We start from the raw sequence: 21,703 nt of genomic DNA on the forward strand, positions 1-21,703 counted from the left end.
TGCGTCACGTTGCGGTGTGGCACGCGTTCAGTCCGCTCGAAACCTGCCAGAGCTCTGCCGAGATGTCCGCCCAAAGAGGTCTATATAAGGGAGCAGTCTAGAATTCGCCGCAGCGACAAACCCTGAAGTATATCGACCGCGTCCTACCGCGCCTGCCGAAAAACCCTTATGAATCAATCTGCTGTTACAACCTTTCCCGTGACCGACAGAGTGAACCAAGCGCTGGAAGTCACTCTACGCGGTGTCGATGAACTGCTGCCCAAGGACGAATGGGTGCAGAAGCTGGCCAGGTCCGAAGCCACGGGCGTGCCGCTGCGCATCAAGCTGGGACTGGATCCGACGGCGCCCGACATCCACGTGGGCCACACCGTGGTGCTCAACAAGATGCGCCAGCTGCAGGACCTGGGTCACCAGGTGATCTTCCTGATCGGCGACTTCACCACGCTGATCGGCGACCCCTCGGGCCGCAACAGCACGCGTCCGCCGCTGACGGCCGAACAGATCAAGGTCAACGCCGAGACCTACCGCGATCAGGCCTACAAGATCCTCGATCCGGCCAAGACCGAGCTGCGCTACAACAGCGAGTGGTGCGACCAGCTGGGCGCGCGCGGCATGATCGAGCTGTCGGCCAAGTACACGGTGGCGCGCATGATGGAGCGCAACGATTTCCACACCCGCTTCACCGAAGGCAGCTCCATCAGCCTGCACGAATTCCTCTACCCGCTGCTGCAGGGCTATGACTCGGTGGCGCTCAAGGCCGACCTGGAGCTGGGCGGCACGGACCAGAAGTTCAACCTGATGATGGGTCGCCATCTGCAGCAGGAATGGGGTCAGGAGCCGCAGTGTGTGCTCACCATGCCGCTGCTGGTGGGCCTGGACGGCGTGAACAAGATGTCCAAGTCCAAGAACAACTACATCGGCATCACCGAGGACGCCAACACCATGTTCGCCAAGGTGCTGTCGATCTCCGACGAGCTGATGTGGGACTGGTACACGCTGCTGTCCTTCAAGAGTCTGGCCGACATCGCCGCGCTCAAGGCCGAGATCGCCGCCGGCGGCAACCCCAAGCATGCCAAGGTGGCGCTGGCCAAGGAAATCACGGCGCGCTTCCACAGCGCGGCGCTGGCCGATGCGGCCGAGCAGGATTTCATCAACCGCAGCAAGGGCGGCATTCCCGACGACATTCCCGAAGTGAGCCTGCCGGGCGCGCCCCTGGGCATCGGTGCGCTGCTCAAGCAGGCCAATCTCGCGCCCTCGACCAGCGAGGCCAACCGCCTGATCGACGGCGGCGGGGTGCGCATCGACGGCACGGTAATCAGCGACCGGGGCCTCAAGCTGGATGCCGGCACGTTTGTGCTGCAGGTGGGCAAGCGCAAGTTCGCGCGCGTCACGCTGTCCTGAAGCAGGAGCTGGTAGCGCCCACCTGACAAGGTTTTCAGATACTTTTACATCTGAAACCATTGCAGATCAGACGCTGCAAGCTCCTTCTATTGCAGCGCGCGTCAGCGCTGCCTGCTCCACCAGCCAGCGGCAAAAGGCCTGCACCTCGGGCCGTTGGCCGCTGCGCGGGCCCGGCAGCAGCCAGTAGGCCAGCGGCGAGGCCAGCCGGTGCCGGGGCAGGACTTCGACCAGCTGCCCGGCCGCCAGCGCATCGGCCACCAGCGGCAGGCGGGCGATGGCCAGGCCTTGCCCGGCCAGCGCGGCCTGCACGATCTGGTGGGCGTAGTTGAAGTACAGCCAGCGCGGCGGCTGCAGCTGGTCGCAGCCGTGGGCGGCAAACCAGCGCTGCCAGCTCAGCCATTCGAGCTGGGGCATGCGGTGCACGTCGCCGGTTTCGATCAGCGTGTAGCGCGCGGCATCGGCAGGCTCGCGCAGCTGCGGGCCGCCTTGCAGCAGCGCCGGGCTGGCGACCACGGCCAGCTCCTCGCCGAACAGCCGCCGGGCGCTGCCGGAGCCGGTTTCCTGGGCGCGGCTGTAGCGTATGGCCAGGTCCACATCGGTGGTCTCGAGGTCGACCACGGCGTCGCCCGTGTCGATGCGGATGTCGATGTCGGGCCAGGCCTGCTGGAAATCCTGCAGCCGCGGAATCAGCCACATGGCCGCAAAGCTGGCCCAGGTGGTGATGGCCACGCTTTTGCGCCCCACGGTCTGGCGGATCTGGCGCACCGTGGCATCCACCGCTTCCAGCGCGGGCAGCACGCTGTGCAGCAGCTGGGCGCCGGCACCCGTCAGCTCCACGGCGCGCGAGTGGCGCAGGAACAGCGGCACGCCCACCTCGTCCTCGAGCGACTGGATCTGGCGGCTGACGGCCGATTGGGTCAGCGCCATCTCGTCGGCGGCGGCGCGGAAATTCAGGTGCTTGGCCACCGCGATGAAGGCGCGCAGGTGGCCGGCTCCTATGGGCCGGGTGCGCAGCAGCGGCGTGGGATGGGTCGTGGCATGTGGCATGGCGGTGGCAAGCATACGGGGTTTACGGAGCGGAACAGCCGCTCGCCCTTGCTTGCAGTTGGTTGCATGGGTCTGGGCCGATAATGGGCCGGTTTCTGATCTTGCGAACAACTATGACTGCACCTCTGGATATCGTCATCATGGCTGCCGGCAAAGGCACCCGCATGAAAAGCCGCCACCCCAAGGTCCTGCAGAAGCTCGCCGGCCGGGCGCTGCTGCAGCATGTGCTGGATACGGCCGCGCAGCTCAAGGCGCGATCCGCCGTGGTGGTGACGGGCCATGGTGCAGAGCAGGTGGAAGCCGCCATCGCCGGTGCCCAGGGAGGGGAGGCCGGCTACGACCTCCGGTTCGTGCGCCAGGAGCCGCAGCTGGGCACGGGCCATGCGGTGCAGCAGGCCGTGCCGGCGCTGCGGGACGACGGCATGGTTGTGGTGCTCTCCGGCGACGTGCCGCTCACGCAGGCCGACACCCTGCAGGCGCTGGTGGATGCCGCGGGCAGCGACAGGCTGGCCCTGCTGACGGTGACCATGCCCGATCCCACGGGCTATGGCCGCATCGTGCGCAACGAGTCCGGCACCGTGCAGCGCATCGTGGAGCAAAAGGACGCCAGCGAGGCCGAACGCGCCATCACCGAGATCTACAGCGGCATCATGGCCGTGCCCGCGCGCCACCTGACGCGGTGGCTGGGCAAGCTGGACAACAACAACGCCCAGGGCGAGTACTACCTGACCGACATCGTCGCCATGGCCGTGGCCGACGGCGTGCCCGTGGTGGGCCACCGCATTGCCGATGCGTTGCAGGTGGCCGGCGTGAACAGCCCGCTGCAACTGGCCGAACTGGAGCGCGCGCACCAGCTGCGCCAGGCGCGCCGGCTGATGGAGCAGGGCGTGCGGCTGGCCGACCCCGCCCGCTTCGACCTGCGCGACGATGTGCGCGGCACCAAGGCCAGCCTGGAGTGCGGCCAGGATGTGGACATCGACGCCAACTGCATCTTCACCGGCCAGGTCCGCATCGGGGCCGGGGCCCGGATCGGCGCCAACTGCCATATCAGCAATGCCGTGATCGCCGAGGACGCGGTGATCCACCCGTTCACCCATATCGACGGCGAGAAGGCCGGGGTGGACGTGGGTGCCGGGGCCCTGATCGGCCCGTTTGCCCGCCTGCGCCCCGGCGCCCGGCTGGGCAGGCAAGTGCATATCGGCAACTTCGTGGAAGTGAAGAATTCCCAGCTGGCCGACGGCGCCAAGGCCAACCATCTGGCCTACCTGGGCGACGCCACGGTGGGCGAGCGCGTCAACTACGGCGCGGGCAGCATCACGGCCAACTACGACGGCGTGAACAAGCACCGCACGGTGATCGAGGCCGACGCGCACATCGGCAGCAACTGCGTGCTGGTGGCGCCCGTGACCATTGGCGCGGGCGGCACGGTGGGCGGCGGCTCGACCATCACCAAGAACACCGAGCCCGGCGTGCTGACCGTGGGACGCGGCAAGCAGGTCAGCATCACTTCCTGGAAACGTCCCCTCAAGCAGCCCAAGGCATAGCTTCTGGCGCCATGCACAAGGAACCACCGCATCCCGAAACCCCTTGCCGTGACGAAGCGGCACTGACACCCAGCGTGCCGCAGACGCTGGAGCAGGCACTGCAGCTGCTGGCGCAGCGAGAGCAGGAGCTGGCGGCGCTGCGCGCGGTCCAGCAGGAATGGGTGCACGCGGTCTCGCACGACCTGCGTGCGCCGCTGCGCCATGTGCTGTCGTTCGGTCCGCTGGTGACGGAGCTGCTGCAGGCCGAGCGGCCTGCGGCGGAAGATGTGCAGGAGGCGCGCAGCTTTCTGCAGACCATGGACCGCTCGGCCCGCCGCATGGCCGCGATGTTCGATGGCCTGCTGCTGCTCTCGCGCGCGGCCCGCCAGCCGCTGCAATGGCAGCCGGTGGATCTGGGCGGGCTGCTGCAGGAGCAGATTGCGCAGCTGCAGCAACCGGACACGGACCGTGTGCAATGGCAGCTGCCGCCGCAGTATCCGGCCGTGCGGGCCGATATACCGCTGCTGCGGCAGGCGCTGCAGGCCGTGCTGGCCAATGCCCTCAAGTTCACGCGCGCCGTGGCCCAGCCGCGGATTGAGGTCACGGCGGAGCGGCATGCCGAAGGGGGCGACATCACGCTGACGGTCCGCGACAACGGCGTGGGCTTCGATGCCGCGCGCGCGGCCGCGCTCTTCGGCATCTTTCAGCGCATGCACCGCGAGACCGAATACGAGGGCGTGGGCATCGGCCTGGCCCTGGCGCGCACCGCCTGCCGGCGTATGGGCGGCGATGCCTCCATCGCGGCGGCGCTGGGGCAGGGCTGCAGCGTGACCCTGCATTGGCCGGGCGGCTGGGACAGGCGCTAAGCGCTCTCAGTCGGCGACATGCGTCGGCCGCAGGGTCCGCTGATCGTCGCCGGCAGACTCCCGTGCGGCATGGGGCGTGGCGTGGGATGGCGGCAGGGCCGTGCTTTCGGCCGGCATGGGAATCGTGGCCGGGCTATTGCGCCGGGCCGGCTCGGTATGGATGCGGTCGCGCCCGGCGGCCTTGGCGTCGTACAGCGCACTGTCGGCCGCCTCTATCCACTGCTTGACCGAAGTGAATTCGGTGCTGGCCTCGGCCACGCCGATGCTCGCGCTGATGCGCAGCTGCGGATGCTCCCTGACGCGGATCATGGCCAGCTGGTCGCGCACCCTCAGGGCCACGGCGCAGGCATCGTCCGTGCGGGTATTGCGGCACAGCACGGCAAACTCGTCGCCGCCATAGCGGCCCGCAATATCGTTGCTGCGCAGGCAATGGCGTATGGTCAGGCCGATCGATTGCAGCACTTCGTCGCCGACGGTATGGCCGTAGGTATCGTTGACCTGTTTGAAATGGTCGATATCGATAATCAGCAGGCTGTTGATTTCCGCGCCGCTGTGGTGCTGGCGCAGGGCCGTGCGGGCCTTTTGCCACCAATATTCACGGCTGTATACCGTGGTCAGGGGATCGATGCGGCCCAATACCTGCAATTGCACATTCTGTTTGGCCAGGGCCCGCACCATGCGCCGCGACGACCAGGCCGCAAAAACGCTGTGGACCAGAATCATCGGCAGCAGGCTGAACTGCACCAGCAGGCTGGCATTCCATTGCGGCTGAACCGATGAATAGACCGACATGAAGGCAATGCCCATGAGCGTCATGCAGCCGGTCTTGATCCAGCGCTTGCGCAGGCCCGTGTAGAAGCGGTCGGCCACGCTGATGGCCACGACGCAGATGCTGGGCAGCAGGCTGAACTGCATCAGCGGAATCCAGCAGCCCACGATGAACCCGTCCATCAGGCCATTGGCCTGCTCCGCGCGATAGGAGTCCTTTTTCCTGCTGGCATGCAGATAGGCAATGTGCGGCCAGGCCAGCGCGCTGATCAAGGCAAATGCCCAGAGCGCCATATCCGGCACTTGCTCCGCCAGGCTGGCGGTGACCACCAAGCCTCCCGCGGCCATATTGGAGGCCCGCAAGGGATAAATCCGGCGGTGTATGCGCTTGCGCATGGGCATCGGTAGGACGGGCGGATGTCGAAAGGAGCTGAGGATAATTGAAATGCTTCAATTTGTATCCAAAATCGATGTGCAAGCACAACGATGTTTCTCCGCCCATATTGACAAGCGCATGCACCGGCCCGGTTTGCGTGCAATACCGGCACCCCATGGCCGGCGTTATCTGTCCGGCTGATGAATGGGGATCTCGGTGCCGAATTTGGCGCGCTTGATGCTGAAAAAGCTTTTGACGTTGCGCACGTTCATATCCTGGGTGAACAGGCGCTGGCTCAGCTCCAGATAGCCGGGCATGTCGGCCGCCGCCATGACGAGGATGAAATCCGGCCCCGGGGAGACGCGCCAGCATTGCTGCACCAGCGGCTCGGCCATCGCCTTTTTCTCGAACAGCATCAGCGAGGTGCTGTCCTGCCTGTCCAGCGAGACCTCCACGATGGCCTGCAGACCGTGGCCCTGCGATTCGGCCAGGCGTGCGGGGCTCAATATGGCCACCTGCCGCTCGATGAAGCCCTGGGCCTGCAGGCGCTTGATGCGGCGCAGGCAGGTGGGAGGCGAAAGATGCAGCAGCCGCGCCAGCTCCAGGTTGCTGCGGCCTGCATCCCGCTGCAGCTCGCGCAGCAGCTGCAGGTCGATGGCATCCAGGGTGGCGGAATTTTCTATCATGGTTATCTTGTATATGGAGAATTATTTCATTTCAATAAGTTATTGAAATCAGTATTCATTTTTCGTTTCATTTTATTTGGAAATTTCATTTTGCTCCGCGTAGCATGCCGGCTATTCCAACGAAGGACTTGGCTTATGTGTGGCATCGTTGCAGCAGTTTCCCATCGCGATATCGTTCCTGTTCTGGTCCAGGGCTTGCAGCGCCTGGAGTACCGGGGCTATGACTCCTGCGGCGTGGCCGTGCAGGCCGCCCGTGAAGGCGGCCTGGGCTTCGGCCTGCAGCGCGCCCGTTCCACGGCCCGCGTGGCCGAGCTGATGGAGCAGGTGAAGAACGAGCATGTCGACGGCCTGACGGGCATCGCGCATACGCGCTGGGCCACCCATGGCGAACCGGCCGTGCGCAATGCGCATCCCCACTTCAGCCATGGCCAGGGCGTTTCGCCCGTGGCCGATGCGGATGCTCCGGCCCGCGTGGCCCTGGTGCACAACGGCATCATCGAGAACTACGAAACGCTGCGTGCCGAACTGCAGGCCAAGGGCTATGTGTTCGCCAGCCAGACGGATACCGAAGTCATCGCCCACCTGGTCGACAGCCTGTATGACGGAGACCTGTTCGCCGCGGTGCAGGCCGCCACGGCCCGCCTGCATGGCGCGTTTGCGATTGCCGTCATGCACAAGGACGAGCCGCACCGCGTCGTGGGCGCGCGTGCCGGCTCGCCGCTGATCCTGGGCGTGGGGCGCAACGGCTCCGAGCACTTCCTCGCCAGCGATGCCATGGCGCTGGCCGGCGTGACGGACCAGATCGTCTATCTGGAAGAGGGCGATCTGGTGGACCTGCAGCCGGGCCGCTACTGGATCGTCGGCAAGGGCGGGACGCAGCTGAGCGCCGAACAGCGCCCCGTGCGGACCGTGCTCGCGCACAGCGGCGCTGCCGAGCTCGGCCCCTACCGCCACTACATGCAAAAGGAAATCTTCGAGCAGCCGCGCGCCATCGGCGACACGCTGGAAGGGGTGCAGAGCATTGTTCCCGAGCTGTTCGACGGCGTGACCTCGGAGGGCAAGAGCGGTGCCGCCGCATGGCGCGTGTTCAAGGAAATCGACCGTATCCTGATTCTGGCCTGCGGCACCAGCTACTACAGCGGCTGCACCGCCAAGTACTGGATCGAAGCCCTGGCCGGTCTTCCCTGCAGCGTGGAAGTGGCCAGCGAATACCGCTATCGCACCAGCGTGCCGGACCCCCGGACCCTGGTCGTCACCATCAGCCAGTCGGGCGAGACGGCCGACACCCTGGCCGCGCTGCGCCATGCGCAAAGCCTGGGCATGAAGCACACGCTGACCATCTGCAACGTGGCGACCAGCGCCATGGTGCGCGAATGCGAGCTGGCCTATATCACGCGCGCCGGCGTGGAAATCGGCGTGGCTTCCACCAAAGCCTTCACCACGCAGCTGGCCGGCCTGTTCCTCCTGACCCTGGCGCTGGCCCAGTCCAAGGGCCGGCTGACCGAGGAAAAGGAGCAGCAGTATCTGGCCGCCATGCGCCACCTGCCGGTCGCCCTGCAATCGGTGCTGGCGCTGGAGCCGCAGATCATCAGCTGGGCCGAAGACTTCGCCCGCAAGGAAAACGCCCTGTTCCTGGGGCGTGGCATCCACTATCCGATCGCGCTGGAAGGCGCGCTCAAGCTCAAGGAAATCAGCTATATCCATGCGGAGGCCTATCCGGCCGGTGAACTCAAGCATGGCCCGCTGGCCCTGGTCGACAGCGCCATGCCCGTGGTGACGGTGGCGCCGAACGACGAACTGCTGGAAAAGCTCAAGAGCAACATGCAGGAAGTGCGCGCGCGCGGTGGCGTGCTCTATGTGCTGGCCGATGCCAAGACCAATATCGAGAGCAGCGAAGGCATGCACGTCATCCGCATGCCCGAGAACTACGGCGCGCTGAGCCCCATCATCCACGTGGTGCCGCTGCAACTGCTGGCCTACCACACGGCCGTGGCCCGCGGCACCGACGTGGACAAGCCACGCAATCTGGCCAAGAGCGTGACGGTGGAATGAGCTGACCGTTATTCCCGTGAAAAGCGCTCCCAGGGGCGCTTTTTCTTTGCCGGGCCGCGATTCCTGCGACGGGGGCGGGACCGTTCTTGGCGGGCCGAGGGCTGCTCGCCGCCAATGGGGGCCGTGGCCTCGGTTCGTGAAAAGCCTCAGGGCGCCTGGCTGCCCGGCAGCACGAAGAGCACGGTGGAGGCATCCTCGGTCAGGCGCTCGAAGACGATGGCACCATTGCGGTGCAGGTTGATGCGGATGTCCGGCGCCTCGTCGGCCTGGCGGTAGCAGGGGTCGCCGTCCAGGTTGTGCCAGCCATGCTCGGCAATCAGCTTGCGGCGGCGCAGATGGCGCAGCACTTCCTCGGGGGGCTGGCGCTGCTCGTTGACGGCCAGCCATGTGGAGGTCAGCAGGTCATGAGCCTGCTCGGCACTGGAGCACAAAGGGCTGGCCTGCAGCCGCTGGAACAGGTCGGAGAGCAGTAGGTCGTAGGAGTGGCGCGTGAGGGGCGCAGGGCTGGAGTGCTGCATCACAGGCCCTTGTTGCCGGTTTCGGCCAGCCTGCGGGCATAGGCCGCGAGGATGATGCGCTCCGAATGCACGAGGTAGTCGTTGAGCGCCTGGGCGGCCTGCGCGGGCTGCCCTTCCTCGAACAGCTGGAGAATGCGCTGGTTCATGTTCACGTAGGGCGCGTGCAGGAAATGCGGGTCGCGCAGCAGGCCGAAGGCCAGACGCAGCTCTGCCAGCAGGTGGGAGAACATTTCGTTCAGGCGCTCGCTGTCGGCCAGCTCCACGATGGCCTTGTGGAAAGCCATGTTGGCCGTGCCCACGCCCGACCAGTCCTCCGCATCGCGGTGGCGCAGCGCCGCGTCCACGGCTTCGCGCATCAGTGCACGCGCCGGATGCATGGGATAGGCCTGGGCCAGCGCCTGGCATTCGATCATGCGGCGCACGCGGTAGATGTCGATGATGGACGCCATGCTGGGCACGGCGACCGAGACGCCCTTGTTGGGCTCGTGCACCAGCAGCCCTTCCTTGGTCAGGATGCGGAACACCTCGCGCAGGGTGTTGCGCGAAATCTCCAGCGCCTCGCTCAGGGAGGCCTCGGAAAGGCGCTGACCCGGGACGAACTCCCCATGGATCAGCTTGGCGCGGACTTGCTGCGCAACCCTGTCGGTCAGGTTCAGGGCATCGGTGGTGGCTTTCATAACGGCTCGGGTAACGAAGGCCTCAGTGTAGCCAGCTTGCACCTGCTTACGCGTGCCTGCCACGGGATGCAAAAGCTAAGGGTTTTCTCTATTTCAGAAGATTTATTGTTCTGTCAACAATAAATATTGTGCAGCTATCAATTTTGAATTGTTCAACAATCTTGCGAGATTGATTGATTCAAAACAGGATCGACGGACTTGTGCACGGTGCGGAGAAACGGGCTGGGCAAAGCGCGGGCCCGATCCGCCAAAGGGTGGTCCGGCTGCAGGGCGGCGCAGGATCTTGAGGAGCTTTCGGAGGTATCCATGCCTGCTGACATCAACTTGTGGCCGCTGATCGGCGTGCTCATCATCATTGCCGGCTTCGCGCTGCGCTTCAATCCCATGCTGGTGGTGGTCGTCACCGCCATCGGGACGGCGCTGGCGGCCGGTTTCCCCATCGACAAGGTGCTGGCCACCATAGGCACGGGCTTTGTGAAGACGCGCAATCTGCCGCTCATCATCCTGCTGCCGCTGGCCGTGATCGGCCTGCTGGAGCGCCACGGCCTGCGCCAGCATGCGCAGAACTGGATCAGCTCCATCAAGTCGGCCACCGCGGGTCGCCTGCTCATCGTCTACCTGGCCGCGCGCCAGCTCACCGCGGCCATCGGCCTGACCAGCCTGGGCGGCCATCCGCAGATGGTGCGCCCCCTGCTGGCGCCCATGGCCGAAGGCGCGACCGAGGCACGCTACGGCAAGCTCTCGCAGAAGGTGCGCGACAAGCTGCGCGCCTTCAGCGCGGCTACCGACAACGTGGGCCTGTTCTTCGGCGAGGACATCTTCGTGGCCTTCGGCGCCATCGTGCTGATGACCACCTTCCTCAAGGAGGCCGGCATCGAGGTCGAGCCCATCCACGTGGCGCTGTGGGGCATCCCCACGGCGGTCTGCGCCTTTGTGATCCATGCCGTGCGCCTGCGCCGCCTGGACAAGGTGCTGGCGCGCGAGATTGCCGAAGAAAAACACAATGCCAAGGGAGAGCAGGCATGATCATCCCCATCCAGTACCTGTACTACCTGGTCGGCATCGTGCTGGCCATCACGGCAGTGATGACGCTGCGCGATGCCAGCAACCCGCGCCGCTATTCGGCCGGCCTGTTCTGGGCCCTGTATGCCATCGTGTTCCTGGTCGGCGACCTGCTGCCGGCCGTGTGGGTGGGTGCGATAGCCGTGCTCATGGCCGTGATCGCCGGCTTTGGCGGTGTGCTGGGCGGCAGGCACCAGCCACGCACCGATGCGCAATACCTGGAAAGCGCCAAGCGCCTGGGCAACAAGCTCTTCGTGCCCGCGCTGGCCATTCCGCTCATCACCATGCTGGGGACGCTGTCGGCCAAGTACCTGGTGTTCGGCGGCACGCCGCTGCTCGATCCCAAGAACACCACGCTGGTGAGCCTGGGCGTGGGCTGCGTGATCGCGCTGGGCCTGGCCTGCCGGATGACGCGCGAAACGCCCATGCAGGGCCTGCGCGAATCGCACCGCCTGACCGATGCGCTGGGCTGGGCCCTGGTGCTGCCGCAGATGCTGGGCATGCTGGGCCTGGTGTTCTCCGACGCCGGCGTGGGCAAGGCCGTGGCCCATGTGACCACCACCTATATCAACATGGACGTCCGCTTCGTGGCGGTGGCCGTCTACGTGGTCGGCATGGCGCTGTTCACGGTCATCATGGGCAACGGCTTCGCGGCCTTTCCCGTGATGACCGGCGGCGTGGGCGTGCCCGTGCTGGTCGGCGTCTACCACGGCGATCCGGCCGTGATGGCGGCCGTGGGCATGCTCTCGGGCTACTGCGGCACCTTGTTGACACCGATGGCCGCCAACTTCAATCTGGTGCCTGCCGCCCTTCTGGAAATCGACAAGAACGCGGTGATCCGCGCCCAGGTGCCCACGGCCCTGGTGCTGCTCACCTGCAATGTCTTCCTGTTGAATTTCCTGATGTTCCGTTGAAGGATCGAACCATGACCGCGCCGACCATTCCCCGCATCCTGCTCACCGGCTTCGAGCCGTTCGACCGGGACCCGATCAACCCGTCATGGGAAGTGGCGCGTGCTCTGGACGGCGAAATCATTGCGCAGGCACGGGTCTGCGCCGTGCAGCTGCCCTGCGTGTTCGGCGATGCGATGCGTGCGCTGGACGAGGCCCTGGCCGAGCACCAGCCCGTGCTGGTCATCAGCCTGGGCCTGGCCGGCGGCCGCCCGGAGATCACGCCCGAGCGCGTGGCCATCAACATCGACGACGCGCGCATACCCGACAACGCGGGCAGGCAGCCCGTGGATGCGGCCGTGGTCGAGCATGCGCCCGCCGCCTACTTTTCCACGCTGCCCATCAAGGCCATGGTGCGCAATCTGCGCGAGCAGGGCATTCCGGCCGCGGTCTCCAACACCGCCGGCACCTTTGTCTGCAACCACCTGTTCTACGCGCTCATGCACCGCCTGGCGCGCCGCGCGGCCCCCGGCGTGCGCGGCGGCTTCATCCACGTGCCGGCGCTGCCGGAGCAGGCGGCCAGGCATCCCGGCATGCCCAGCATGGCGCTGGAAACCCAGGTCAGGGCGCTGCGCGAAGCCATCCGCACGGCCATGACCGTGCACGAGGATTTGCGCGAGAACGCCGGCCAGCTGCATTGAGGATAGGGCACCCCCTGAGCCGCTGCGCGGCTTCCCCCTCTCTCGCTTCGCGGCAGGGGGACGCTGCCCTCGCTGCGGGGCGGCCCTTGCTCGGCATTCGGCATCCCTGGCGTGGAGTGCGCCAGTCTTATGTGGCAAGACCGGAGCCCCAGCACCGGCTTGTGTTTGGCACTAGGTGCCAGGAGAGAATTATGAAAATGGATTTGAACAGCGACCTGGGCGAGAGCTTCGGCGCCTGGACCATGGGCGACGATGCCGCCATGCTCGACATCGTCAGCAGCGCCAACGTGGCCTGCGGCTTCCATGCCGGCGATGCGGCCGGCATTCTGGCCACGCTCAAGGCCGCCCAGGCGCGCGGCGTGGTCGTCGGCGCCCACGTGGCCTACCGCGATCTGGCGGGTTTCGGGCGCCGCAACATGGACGTGGCCAGCAGCGATCTGGTGGCCGACGTGATCTACCAGATCGGCGCGCTGCAGGGCCTGGCCCGCGCGGCCGGCACGGCGGTGAAATACGTCAAGCCGCATGGCGCGCTCTACAACACCATTGCCCAGGACAGGCGCCAGGCCACCGACGTGATCAACGCCATCCGGGCCATCGATCCCTCGCTGGTGCTGATGGCCCTGGCCGGCTCGCCGCTGATCGGCTGGGCGCGCGACGCGGGCCTGACCGTGGTGGCCGAGGCCTTTGCCGACCGCGGCTACACGCCGCAGGGCGCCCTGGTCTCGCGCCGCGAAAAAGGCGCCGTGCTGCACGATGAAAAGCGGATCGCCGAGCGCATGCTCACGCTGGTGCGCGACGGCGTCATCGAAGCCGTGGACGGCAGCCTGGTGCGCGTGGAGGCCGACTCCATCTGTGTGCATGGCGACAGCCCCGGCGCCGTGGCGATTGCGCGCCAGCTGCGCCTGCGCTTCGAGCAGGAAGGCGTGAAGATCGCCTCCTTTGCCGGATGAACGGCCGGGTGAACAGCATGCGTTTCCTGCCCGTCAATTCCCAGGCGCTGATGGTCGAGCTGGCCGACCTGGGCCAGACCCTGGCGCTGCTGGCATCGCTGCAGGCCAGACCCATCCCTGGCGTGCGCGAACTGGTGCCGGCCGCGCGCACCATCCTCGTGCAGTTCGCGCCGCACCTTGTCTCTGCTTCGGCGCTGGTGCGCGAGATCGCCGGCCGCGAGCTGGGCGGCAACGTGCAGCGCAGCGACGTGCTGGTGCAGATTCCCGTGCGCTACGACGGCGAGGACCTGGCCGAGGTGGCGCAGATCCTGGGCGTCAGCGCCGAGGAGGTGGTGCGCCGCCACACGGGCAGCGAATGGTCGGTGGCGTTCACCGGCTTCGCGCCGGGCTTTGCCTATCTGGCCGGAGGCGACCCCATCTTCAACGTGCCGCGCCGCGCCACGCCGCGCACCAGGGTGCCGGCCGGCGCCGTGGCCCTGGCCGGCAGCTTCAGCGCCGTCTATCCCCAGGCCAGCCCGGGCGGCTGGCAGATCATCGGCGTGACCGATACGGCCATGTGGGATCTGTCGCGCGAACTGCCCGCGCTCTTGCAGCCCGGCTACCGCGTGCGCTTTGTCGATGCGGATGCTCTGGAAAACGTAGCTGCTGGCGCTGGTGATTCAGGCGTATCGAAGGAGAATGCCTCTGAAAGCGTGAAAAGGCAGGCGCAAGCAGCTACTGAATCAGAAGCGAAAAACGGCTTGAAGGTCCGCGCCACCGGGCTGCTCACCGTGTTCCAGGACCTGGGCCGCCATGGCCAGGCCGGGCAGGGCGTATCGGCTTCGGGCGCCATGGACCAGGGCGCGCTCAAGGCCGCCAATCGCCTCGTCGGCAATGCCAGCGACCGGCCCGCGCTGGAAACCGTGGGCGGCGGCCTGGCCTTGCAGAGCCTGGGCGAGCAGGTGGTCGCCGTCACGGGCGCCGATGCGCCGCTCACGCTCGCCACGGCCGACGGCCGCGAGTGGGCCGTGCCCGGCCAAGCGCCGCTGGCGCTGGCCGATGGCGATACCTTGCGCATCGGCCAGCCCGTGGCCGGCGCGCGCTGCTATGTGGCCGTGCGCGGCGGCTATGCGGTGGACAACGTGCTGGGCAGCGCCAGCACCGACACCCTGGCCCATGTGGGGCCCGAGGCCTTGCGCGTGGGGCAGGTACTGGCCGTGAATACCGCAGCGTATGCCATCGTCGGCGAGGCAATGCAGCCGCCCGCCGGCCTGCCCGCGGCCGGGCAGGACGTGGTGCTGGACGTCACGCTGGGCCCGCGCACCGACTGGTTCACGCCCGAGGCCGTGGCCCTGCTGGCCGGCCAGCGCTGGCAGGTCACGCCCCAGTCCAACCGCGTGGGCCTGCGCCTGGCCGGCGACGTGGCCCTGGCCCGTGCCATCCCCCATGAACTGCCCAGCGAAGGCACGCCGCTGGGCGCCATCCAGGTGCCCGCCAGCGGCCAGCCCGTGCTGTTCCTGGCCGACCACCCCTTGACCGGCGGCTATCCCGTGATCGGCTGCGTGGCTCCGCACCACCTGGACCTGGCGGGGCAGATTCCCGTCGGCGCCTGGATCCGATTCAACCCCATTCGTTCCTTCGAAGAGCTCACGCCATGATTTCCAAAGTCCTGATTGCCAACAGAGGTGAGATCGCCGTCCGCATCATCCGCGCCTGCGCCGACTACGGCGTGAAATCCGTGGCCGTCTATGCCAATGCCGACATCGACGCGCTGCATGCGCGCATGGCCGACGAAGCCTACGGCCTCGATGGCGACAAGCCCGCGGACAGCTATCTCGACATCGCCAAGCTGATCGCGGTTGCGAAGAAGTCAGGCGCCGATGCCGTGCACCCCGGCTACGGCTTTCTGTCGGAAAGCGAGGCCTTTGCACGCGCCGTGATCGACGCGGGCCTGGCCTGGATCGGCCCGCGGCCCGAGACCATTGCCAAGCTCGGCGACAAGGTCGAGGCGCGCAAGATCGCCCTGAAGGTCGGGGCGCCTCTGGTGGCCGGCACGCCCGATCCCGTCAGGGACGCCGGCGAGGTGCTGGCCTTTGCCGAACAGCACGGTCTGCCCATCATCATCAAGGCCGCGTTCGGCGGCGGCGGGCGCGGCATGAAGATCGCCTGGCGCATGGATGAGGTGGAGGAGCTGTACCACTCTGCCGTGCGCGAGGCCGTCACGGCCTTCGGCCGCGGCGAATGCTTTGTCGAGCAGTTCCTGGACAAGCCGCGCCACATCGAGGCCCAGGTGCTGGCCGACACCCACGGCAACGTGGTGGTGCTGGGCACGCGCGACTGCTCGCTGCAGCGCCGCAACCAGAAACTGGTCGAGGAGGCGCCCGCGCCCTTCATCAGCGAGGAGCAGCGCGAGCGCATCCACGGCGCGGCGCGTGCCATCTGCGCCGAGGCCGGCTATGTGAGCGCGGGCACGGTGGAGTTCCTGCTGTCCACCAGCGGCGCGATCTCCTTCCTCGAAGTCAACACGCGCCTGCAGGTCGAGCATCCCGTGACCGAGCAGACCACAGGCGTGGACCTGGTGATCGAGCAGCTGCGCGTGGCCGACGGCCTGCCTTTGAGCATCACCGAAACGCCCAGGCCCATCGGCCATTCCATCGAGTTCCGCATCAACGCCGAGGATGCGGGCCGCGGCTTTCTGCCTGTGCCCGGTCCGGTGGCGCGCTTCGAGGCGCCCGGCGGACCCGGCGTGCGCGTGGATTCGGGCGTGCAGGGCGGTTCGGTGGTGCCGGGGACCTTCGATTCGCTCATGGCCAAGCTCATCGTCAGCGGCGCCACGCGCGAACAGGCGCTGGCCCGCGCACGCCGTGCGCTGCGCGAGTTCAGGATCGAAGGCGTGGCCTCGGTGCTGCCCTTCCACCGCGCCGTGATCGAACATGCGGACTTCGTGGGTGAGCATGGCTTCAAGGTGCATACACGCTGGATCGAGTCGGACTTTGCCGAGCCGCTGGCCGCCGCCCTGCGCGCCGAGCCCGGGCCCGACACCAGCCTGGTGCGCACCGCCATCGAGATCGACGGCCGCCGCGTGCAGCTGGGCCTGCCCGCCATGCTGCTGCAGGGGCTTGCCGGCGCCTCCGTTGCGGCCACGCCGGCCCCAGGCGCTGCGCAGGCCGTGGATCCCGATGCCGTGGTCTCGCCCATCGCAGGCAATCTGCACGCCTGGAAGGTGGAAGACGGTGCCCAGGTCCGGGAGGGCGACGTGATTGCCGTCATGGAAGCCATGAAGATGGAAATGCAGGTCACCGCCCACAGGAGCGGGCGCATTGCCCTGGTGGCGCAGGCCGGCTCGGCCCAGGCGCTGGGTGGCGTGCTGGCGCATATCAAGGCCTGAATCCCGCCCCTGGACCGCTGCGGGGGCTGGCCGGCTGCGGCCGTGCCGGTTTCAGGGCCCGCGGGTCGTGTTCAGGGTTTCCAGCAGCGCCAGCAGGGCCCGTACCCGGGGCGGCTGCAGCCGTGCCGAGGGCATGACCACGCTGATGGGCATGGGCGGCGGGCGGCATTGCGGCAACAGCTCGACGAGTGCGCCGCTTTGCAGTTCGTCCGCCACCATGTTATCCGGCACCTGCGTGAGCCCGCAGCCCGCCAGGGCCGCTGCCACCATGGCTTCGCCGTCATTCATCTGCACCCGGGCCTGCGGCTGCCATTCGACCAGGCCCTGCGGACCCGAGAACTGCCAGGTCCGGTCGCGGCCCGTGGAGGGCAGCCGAAAGACGATGGCCGCATGGGCCGAAAGCTCGGCGATGCAGGCCGGCTGGCCGTGGGCCGCGACATAGCCGGGGCTGGCCACCAGGACCAGCCGCTGCCAGTCGAAGCGCCGTGCCACCAGGCTGGAGTCGCGCAAGGCGCCCACGCGGATCGCGGCGTCCAGGCCCTCGCGCGCCAGGTCGGCATAGCTGTCGCGCAGCCGCAGGTCCAGCGTCAGCGCCGGATGTGCCTGCAGCAACCGGGCCAGCAGGGGCAGGACCACGCGCCGGCCATAGGTCTGGGGCGCATCCAGCCGCAGCGTGCCGCTCACGGTGCCGCGGCTGCCCGCCGCCTCGGTCTGCAGCTCGTCCAGCTCGGCCAGCACCCGCTCGCAGCGGCAGTACAGGTGCTCGCCGTCCGGCGTCAGGCTGACCTGCCGAGTGGTGCGGTGGAACAGCTTGACGCCCAGCGCGGATTCCAGGCGGGCCACGCTCTTGGCCAGCGTGGACGGCGCGCATCCCAGCTCGCGGGCCGCGGCCGCAAAGCTGCCCAGCCGCGCGGTGTGCGAGAACGCCATCAGTTGCTGCAGGCTGTTCATGGGCGGGATTGAGGAATTTGTTTCGGCAATGTTAAGGCGCCTGCGGTGGTTCCGGAAACCGTCCGCCGGTGCCAGACTGGCGCCGTCCGTGGCCGCGGCAAACGTCCTTGTTTATCCCACGCCTGAACAGCGAAAGGCAACGCCATGTCCGTGATCGCACAATCCCCGCCCGCTTCCACCGCCATCGACGGCATTGCCCATGCCACCTGGGCAGGCCAGGCCCAGGGCCTGTCGCAGCTGTCCGTGTGGCGCCAGTCGATGGCTCCGGGCACCGCCACGCCCCCGCACCGGCACGAGTGCGACGAGGTGGTGCTCTGCCTGGCCGGCGAAGGCGAACTGCACATCGGCGGGCAGCGCCAGCGCTTTGGCGCGCACAGCACCCTGGTCCTGCCGCGCGGCCAGGTGCACCAGCTTTTCAACGTCGGCAAGCAGCCGCTGGAAACGCTGGGCATCTTCGGCCGCTCGCCCGTGCCCACCTGCCAGCCCGACGGCGCGCCGCTGCCCTTGCCCTGGCTCAGCTGACTTGACGGAGACCGCCATGAAAGCCCTGCACATTCTTTCTGTTCCCCTGGCGCTGGCAGCCCTGGGCTCTCATGCCGGCGCACAGGCCGGCGATGCCGAGACGCCGGTGGCGCGCGGCGCCTACCTGGTGCGCAGCATGGGTTGCGCGGACTGCCACACGCCGCTCAAGCCCGGCCCGCGCGGCCCCGAACCGGATCTCTCGCGCGGGCTGTCGGGCCATCCCCAGGGGCAGGTGCTTCAGGCGCCGGCCGCCTCCGGCGGCCCCTGGATCTGGGGCGGCGCAGGCACGAACACGGCATTCTGGGGACCCTGGGGCGTGAGCTACTCGGCCAACCTCACGCCCGATGCCACGGGCCTGGGCGCCTGGACGGCGGAGCAGTTCGTGCAGTCCCTGCGCACGGGCAAGCATGCCGGCTCGGGCCGCCCCATCGCGCCGCCCATGCCCTGGCAGTCGTTCGGCCAGCTGACGGATGCGGACCTGCAGGCCATGTTCGCCTATCTCAAATCCCAGCCTCCGGTGCGCAATATGGTGCCGAGTTATCAGCCTCCGACAGCTGCCGCCGGCAAGTAGGCATGCTTTTCTAAGGGCCGGACTCGCTTTCTGTGTAAGGGGGCCGGTTCGGGGTGCAGCCCTGGGCCGTGGCAGGAAAATTTTCGCGTCATGCTTGACTTTGACATGATGTCAATCTCTACAGTGGCTTCAACCTGATGGAGAAAGCCATGAATGCATTGACGAAAAGCGCCGTGCCCGCTGCCCTGGTTGAGCTGCCGGTGCAGGGCATGACCTGCGCCTCCTGCGTGGGTCGCGTGGAGCGCGCGCTCCGGAAAGTGCCCGGCGTGCAGGATGCCGTGGTCAACCTGGCCACCGAAAAGGCCAGCCTGAGCCTGGACGACCCTGCGCAGGTCCAGGCCGTGGTGCCCGCCGCCATTGCGGCGGTGGAGAAGGCCGGCTATGCCGTGCCGCAGCGCCGGTTCGATCTGCAGGTCGGCGGCATGACCTGCGCCTCCTGCGTGGGCCGCGTGGAGCGGGCGCTGAAAAAGGTGCCCGGCGTGCAGTCCGCCATCGTCAACCTGGCCACCGAGCGCGCCAGCGTCGAAGCCAGCGAGGGCACGGACCTGCAGGCGCTGATCGCCGCCATTGCCAAGGCCGGCTACGAGGCCGCGCCCGTGGCGCAGCAGCAGCCGGGGGCGGGCGCCGAGGATTCGGCCGCGCAGTGCCAGGCCGCCGAGCGCGCCGCGCTCAGGCGCTCGCTGATCTTTGCGGCCGTGTTTGCCCTGCCCGTGTTCCTGCTGGAGATGGGCGGCCATATGCTGCCCGCCTTCCACCACTGGATCGCCGGCACCCTGGGCACGCAGAACAGCTGGTACCTGCAGTTCGCGCTCACGGCCATCGTGCTGTTCGGACCGGGGCGGCGCTTCTTCGAAAAAGGCGTGCCGGCCCTGCTGCGCGGCGCGCCCGACATGAATTCGCTGGTGGCCGTGGGCACCTCGGCGGCCTTTGCCTATTCGGTGGTGGCCACCTTCGCGCCGCACTGGCTGCCCGAGGGCACGGTCAACGTGTACTACGAGGCGGCCGCCGTCATCGTGGCGCTGATCCTGCTGGGCCGCTTCATGGAGGCGCGCGCCAAGGGCAATACCTCGGAAGCCATACGCCGCCTGGTGCAGCTGCAGGCCAGGACGGCGCGCGTGCGCCGCGACGGCACCGTGCAGGAACTGGACATCGCCCAGGTGCGCGCGGGCGACGTGATCGAGGTCCGTCCCGGCGAGCGCATCGCCGTGGACGGCGAGGTGCTCGAAGGCAGCAGCTTTGTCGACGAATCCATGATCAGCGGCGAGCCCGTGCCCGTGGAAAAGACCGCGGGCGCCGAAGTCGTGGGCGGCACCGTCAACCAGAACGGCGCGCTGGCCTTCAGGGCCACCAAGGTCGGCGCCGACACCCTGCTGGCGCAGATCATCCGCATGGTCGAGCAGGCCCAGGGATCCAAGCTGCCCATACAGGCGCTGGTGGACCGGATCACCATGTGGTTCGTGCCCGCCGTCATGGCCGCGGCCCTGCTGACCTTTGCGGCCTGGCTGATCTGGGGCCCGTCGCCGGCGCTGAGCTTTGCGCTGGTCAATGCGGTGGCCGTGCTCATCATCGCCTGCCCCTGCGCCATGGGCCTGGCCACGCCGACCTCCATCATGGTGGGCACGGGCCGCGCCGCGCAAATGGGCGTACTGCTGCGCAAGGGGGAGGCGCTGCAGCAGCTGCGCGACGCCAGGGTGGTGGCCGTGGACAAGACCGGCACGCTCACCAAGGGCCGGCCCGAGCTTACCGACCTGCTGCTGGCCGAAGGCTTCGAGCGCGGCGCCGTGCTGGCCCGGGTGGCGGCCGTGGAAGACCGCTCCGAGCACCCGATCGCCCGCGCCATCGTCGATGCGGCCAGGGCCCGGGGGCTGGACATTCCGGCCGTGCAGTCCTTCGAATCGGTGACCGGCTTCGGCGTGCGCGCCATGGTGGACGGCTCCAGGGTGGAGATAGGCGCCGACCGCTTCATGCGCGAACTGGGCCTGGGTGTGGACGGCTTTGCGCTCGATGCCGCGCGCCTGGGCGACGAAGGCAAGACCCCGCTGTACGCGGCCATCGACGGGCGCCTGGCGGCCATGATCGCCGTGGCCGACCCCATCAAGCCCACGACGCGCGCCGCCATCGACGCCCTGCACGCCCTGGGCCTGAAGGTGGCCATGGTCACCGGCGACAACCGCCGCACGGCCGAGGCGATTGCGCGCCAGCTGGGCATAGACGAAGTGGTGGCCGAGGTGCTGCCCGGCGGCAAGGTCGACGCCGTCAAGCGCCTGAAGGCCGAGCACGGCATCCTGGCCTATGGGGGCGACGGCATCAACGACGCGCCCGCGCTGGCCGAGGCCGATGTGGGCATGGCCATAGGCACGGGCACGGACATCGCCATCGAGGCGGCCGACGTGGTGCTGATGTCGGGCGACCTGGGCGGCGTGCCCAGGGCCATCGCCCTGTCCAAGGCCACGATGAAGAACATCCGGCAGAACCTGTTCTGGGCCTTTGCCTACAACGTGGCGCTGATTCCCGTGGCGGCAGGCCTGCTGTATCCGGTCAACGGCACGCTGCTGTCGCCGGTGTTCGCGGCCGGGGCCATGGCGCTGTCCAGCGTGTTCGTGCTCTCCAACGCCTTGCGGCTGAAGCGGTTCAGACCTTGATGGACTGGGTTGGAGGTTTGTAGAAAACAGGAGCTGTCATCGCTCTATCAGTAATGATTTCAATAGGTTTTGTATTTGGGATTGTTGTTTTTCGAGCGATGGCGGCTATCTTTTTTTGGGCGGATGGGAAGCC

Annotated in this window: 19 protein-coding genes; 13 read left to right on the plus strand and 6 right to left on the minus strand. The window is 67.6% G+C overall.

The features are described from left to right. Window positions 1–168 precede the first annotated feature (168 nt). On the plus strand, window positions 169–1,401 hold the full coding sequence (gene tyrS / locus V8Z74_RS00410; RefSeq protein WP_349707369.1) for a tyrosine--tRNA ligase: 1,233 nt from the start codon (window positions 169–171) through the stop codon (window positions 1,399–1,401). Window positions 1,402–1,467: 66 nt separating this feature from the next. Here tyrS and V8Z74_RS00415 read toward each other — a convergent pair whose 3' ends face one another. Then, window positions 1,468–2,448 carry a LysR substrate-binding domain-containing protein gene (locus V8Z74_RS00415; protein ID WP_349707370.1) on the minus strand — a complete coding sequence of 327 codons (981 nt, stop codon included), beginning with the start codon at window positions 2,446–2,448 and terminating at the stop codon, window positions 1,468–1,470. 113 nt (window positions 2,449–2,561) lie between these two features. On the opposite strand from V8Z74_RS00415, the gene glmU reads away from it, so the two are divergent. Both glmU and V8Z74_RS00425 read left to right on the plus strand, forming a co-directional pair. Continuing rightward, window positions 2,562–3,992, plus strand: a complete 1,431-nt coding sequence (gene glmU / locus V8Z74_RS00420; RefSeq protein ID WP_349707371.1) for a bifunctional UDP-N-acetylglucosamine diphosphorylase/glucosamine-1-phosphate N-acetyltransferase GlmU — start codon at window positions 2,562–2,564, stop codon at window positions 3,990–3,992. An 11-nt stretch (window positions 3,993–4,003) separates the two neighbouring features. After that, complete coding sequence (locus V8Z74_RS00425) at window positions 4,004–4,837, plus strand: sensor histidine kinase (RefSeq protein WP_349707373.1); 834 nt, start codon at window positions 4,004–4,006, stop codon at window positions 4,835–4,837. 6 nt (window positions 4,838–4,843) lie between these two features. Here V8Z74_RS00425 and V8Z74_RS00430 read toward each other — a convergent pair whose 3' ends face one another. Then, window positions 4,844–5,968, minus strand: coding sequence for a diguanylate cyclase (locus tag V8Z74_RS00430; RefSeq protein WP_349707374.1), 1,125 nt, complete (start codon window positions 5,966–5,968; stop codon window positions 4,844–4,846). Window positions 5,969–6,166: 198 nt separating this feature from the next. Continuing rightward, complete coding sequence (locus V8Z74_RS00435) at window positions 6,167–6,667, minus strand: Lrp/AsnC family transcriptional regulator (protein ID WP_349707376.1); 501 nt, start codon at window positions 6,665–6,667, stop codon at window positions 6,167–6,169. Between the two features lie 135 nt (window positions 6,668–6,802). On the opposite strand from V8Z74_RS00435, the gene glmS reads away from it, so the two are divergent. Beyond that, complete coding sequence (gene glmS / locus V8Z74_RS00440; RefSeq protein ID WP_349707377.1) at window positions 6,803–8,719, plus strand: glutamine--fructose-6-phosphate transaminase (isomerizing); 1,917 nt, start codon at window positions 6,803–6,805, stop codon at window positions 8,717–8,719. Between the two features lie 146 nt (window positions 8,720–8,865). Here glmS and V8Z74_RS00445 read toward each other — a convergent pair whose 3' ends face one another. Both V8Z74_RS00445 and V8Z74_RS00450 read right to left on the minus strand, forming a co-directional pair. Beyond that, window positions 8,866–9,237, minus strand: coding sequence for a hypothetical protein (locus V8Z74_RS00445; protein ID WP_349707379.1), 372 nt, complete (start codon window positions 9,235–9,237; stop codon window positions 8,866–8,868). Further along, complete coding sequence (locus V8Z74_RS00450; RefSeq protein ID WP_066479522.1) at window positions 9,237–9,914, minus strand: GntR family transcriptional regulator; 678 nt, start codon at window positions 9,912–9,914, stop codon at window positions 9,237–9,239. Before V8Z74_RS00450 ends, V8Z74_RS00445 begins: the two co-directional genes overlap by 1 nt. A 306-nt stretch (window positions 9,915–10,220) precedes the next feature. On the opposite strand from V8Z74_RS00450, the gene V8Z74_RS00455 reads away from it, so the two are divergent. From V8Z74_RS00455 to V8Z74_RS00480, 6 genes are all read left to right on the plus strand, one after another. Further along, window positions 10,221–10,940, plus strand: coding sequence for a DUF969 domain-containing protein (locus V8Z74_RS00455; protein WP_349707380.1), 720 nt, complete (start codon window positions 10,221–10,223; stop codon window positions 10,938–10,940). Continuing rightward, window positions 10,937–11,890, plus strand: a complete 954-nt coding sequence (locus tag V8Z74_RS00460; RefSeq protein ID WP_349707381.1) for a DUF979 domain-containing protein — start codon at window positions 10,937–10,939, stop codon at window positions 11,888–11,890. Before V8Z74_RS00455 ends, V8Z74_RS00460 begins: the two co-directional genes overlap by 4 nt. Before the next feature lie 11 nt (window positions 11,891–11,901). Then, entirely contained in the window at window positions 11,902–12,567 is a 666-nt protein-coding gene (pcp, locus tag V8Z74_RS00465) for a pyroglutamyl-peptidase I (protein ID WP_349707382.1), read from the plus strand. 191 nt (window positions 12,568–12,758) lie between these two features. After that, on the plus strand, window positions 12,759–13,517 hold the full coding sequence (locus V8Z74_RS00470; protein ID WP_349707384.1) for a LamB/YcsF family protein: 759 nt from the start codon (window positions 12,759–12,761) through the stop codon (window positions 13,515–13,517). A 17-nt stretch (window positions 13,518–13,534) separates the two neighbouring features. Beyond that, complete coding sequence (locus V8Z74_RS00475; RefSeq protein ID WP_349707385.1) at window positions 13,535–15,154, plus strand: 5-oxoprolinase subunit B/C family protein; 1,620 nt, start codon at window positions 13,535–13,537, stop codon at window positions 15,152–15,154. After that, window positions 15,154–16,884, plus strand: a complete 1,731-nt coding sequence (locus V8Z74_RS00480; RefSeq protein ID WP_349707801.1) for an acetyl/propionyl/methylcrotonyl-CoA carboxylase subunit alpha — start codon at window positions 15,154–15,156, stop codon at window positions 16,882–16,884. The genes V8Z74_RS00475 and V8Z74_RS00480 overlap by 1 nt, the downstream gene beginning before the upstream one ends. Before the next feature lie 51 nt (window positions 16,885–16,935). Here V8Z74_RS00480 and V8Z74_RS00485 read toward each other — a convergent pair whose 3' ends face one another. Then, window positions 16,936–17,835, minus strand: a complete 900-nt coding sequence (locus V8Z74_RS00485) for a LysR family transcriptional regulator (RefSeq protein ID WP_349707386.1) — start codon at window positions 17,833–17,835, stop codon at window positions 16,936–16,938. 144 nt (window positions 17,836–17,979) lie between these two features. Between V8Z74_RS00485 and V8Z74_RS00490 the strand changes: the two genes are divergently transcribed. The 3 genes from V8Z74_RS00490 to V8Z74_RS00500 all read left to right on the plus strand — a co-directional run bounded on the left by V8Z74_RS00490 (window position 17,980) and on the right by V8Z74_RS00500 (window position 21,570). Next, on the plus strand, window positions 17,980–18,357 hold the full coding sequence (locus tag V8Z74_RS00490; RefSeq protein WP_349707388.1) for a cupin domain-containing protein: 378 nt from the start codon (window positions 17,980–17,982) through the stop codon (window positions 18,355–18,357). 16 nt (window positions 18,358–18,373) lie between these two features. After that, entirely contained in the window at window positions 18,374–18,928 is a 555-nt protein-coding gene (locus V8Z74_RS00495) for a c-type cytochrome (protein WP_349707389.1), read from the plus strand. Window positions 18,929–19,077: 149 nt separating this feature from the next. Beyond that, entirely contained in the window at window positions 19,078–21,570 is a 2,493-nt protein-coding gene (locus V8Z74_RS00500; protein WP_349707391.1) for a heavy metal translocating P-type ATPase, read from the plus strand. The last annotated feature ends 133 nt before the right edge of the window (window positions 21,571–21,703 follow it).

The organism is Comamonas sp. w2-DMI (genome assembly GCF_040187735.1).
GTDB lineage: Bacteria > Pseudomonadota > Gammaproteobacteria > Burkholderiales > Burkholderiaceae_C > Comamonas > Comamonas terrae.

Bases quoted from the DNA above. Each gene is read 5' to 3' on its own strand.
- V8Z74_RS00450 (WP_066479522.1), bottom strand. From the start codon at position 9,914: ATGAAAGCCACCACCGATGCCCTGAACCTGACCGACAGGGTTGCGCAG.
- V8Z74_RS00475 (WP_349707385.1), top strand. From the start codon at position 13,535: ATGCGTTTCCTGCCCGTCAATTCCCAGGCGCTGATGGTCGAGCTGGCC.
- V8Z74_RS00490 (WP_349707388.1), top strand. From the start codon at position 17,980: ATGTCCGTGATCGCACAATCCCCGCCCGCTTCCACCGCCATCGACGGC.
- V8Z74_RS00445 (WP_349707379.1), bottom strand. From the start codon at position 9,237: ATGCAGCACTCCAGCCCTGCGCCCCTCACGCGCCACTCCTACGACCTA.
- V8Z74_RS00495 (WP_349707389.1), top strand. From the start codon at position 18,374: ATGAAAGCCCTGCACATTCTTTCTGTTCCCCTGGCGCTGGCAGCCCTG.
- V8Z74_RS00460 (WP_349707381.1), top strand. From the start codon at position 10,937: ATGATCATCCCCATCCAGTACCTGTACTACCTGGTCGGCATCGTGCTG.
- V8Z74_RS00415 (WP_349707370.1), bottom strand. From the start codon at position 2,448: ATGCCACATGCCACGACCCATCCCACGCCGCTGCTGCGCACCCGGCCC.
- tyrS (WP_349707369.1), top strand. From the start codon at position 169: ATGAATCAATCTGCTGTTACAACCTTTCCCGTGACCGACAGAGTGAAC.
- glmS (WP_349707377.1), top strand. From the start codon at position 6,803: ATGTGTGGCATCGTTGCAGCAGTTTCCCATCGCGATATCGTTCCTGTT.
- V8Z74_RS00470 (WP_349707384.1), top strand. From the start codon at position 12,759: ATGAAAATGGATTTGAACAGCGACCTGGGCGAGAGCTTCGGCGCCTGG.
- V8Z74_RS00500 (WP_349707391.1), top strand. From the start codon at position 19,078: ATGAATGCATTGACGAAAAGCGCCGTGCCCGCTGCCCTGGTTGAGCTG.
- glmU (WP_349707371.1), top strand. From the start codon at position 2,562: ATGACTGCACCTCTGGATATCGTCATCATGGCTGCCGGCAAAGGCACC.
- V8Z74_RS00435 (WP_349707376.1), bottom strand. From the start codon at position 6,667: ATGATAGAAAATTCCGCCACCCTGGATGCCATCGACCTGCAGCTGCTG.
- V8Z74_RS00485 (WP_349707386.1), bottom strand. From the start codon at position 17,835: ATGAACAGCCTGCAGCAACTGATGGCGTTCTCGCACACCGCGCGGCTG.
- V8Z74_RS00455 (WP_349707380.1), top strand. From the start codon at position 10,221: ATGCCTGCTGACATCAACTTGTGGCCGCTGATCGGCGTGCTCATCATC.
- V8Z74_RS00425 (WP_349707373.1), top strand. From the start codon at position 4,004: ATGCACAAGGAACCACCGCATCCCGAAACCCCTTGCCGTGACGAAGCG.
- pcp (WP_349707382.1), top strand. From the start codon at position 11,902: ATGACCGCGCCGACCATTCCCCGCATCCTGCTCACCGGCTTCGAGCCG.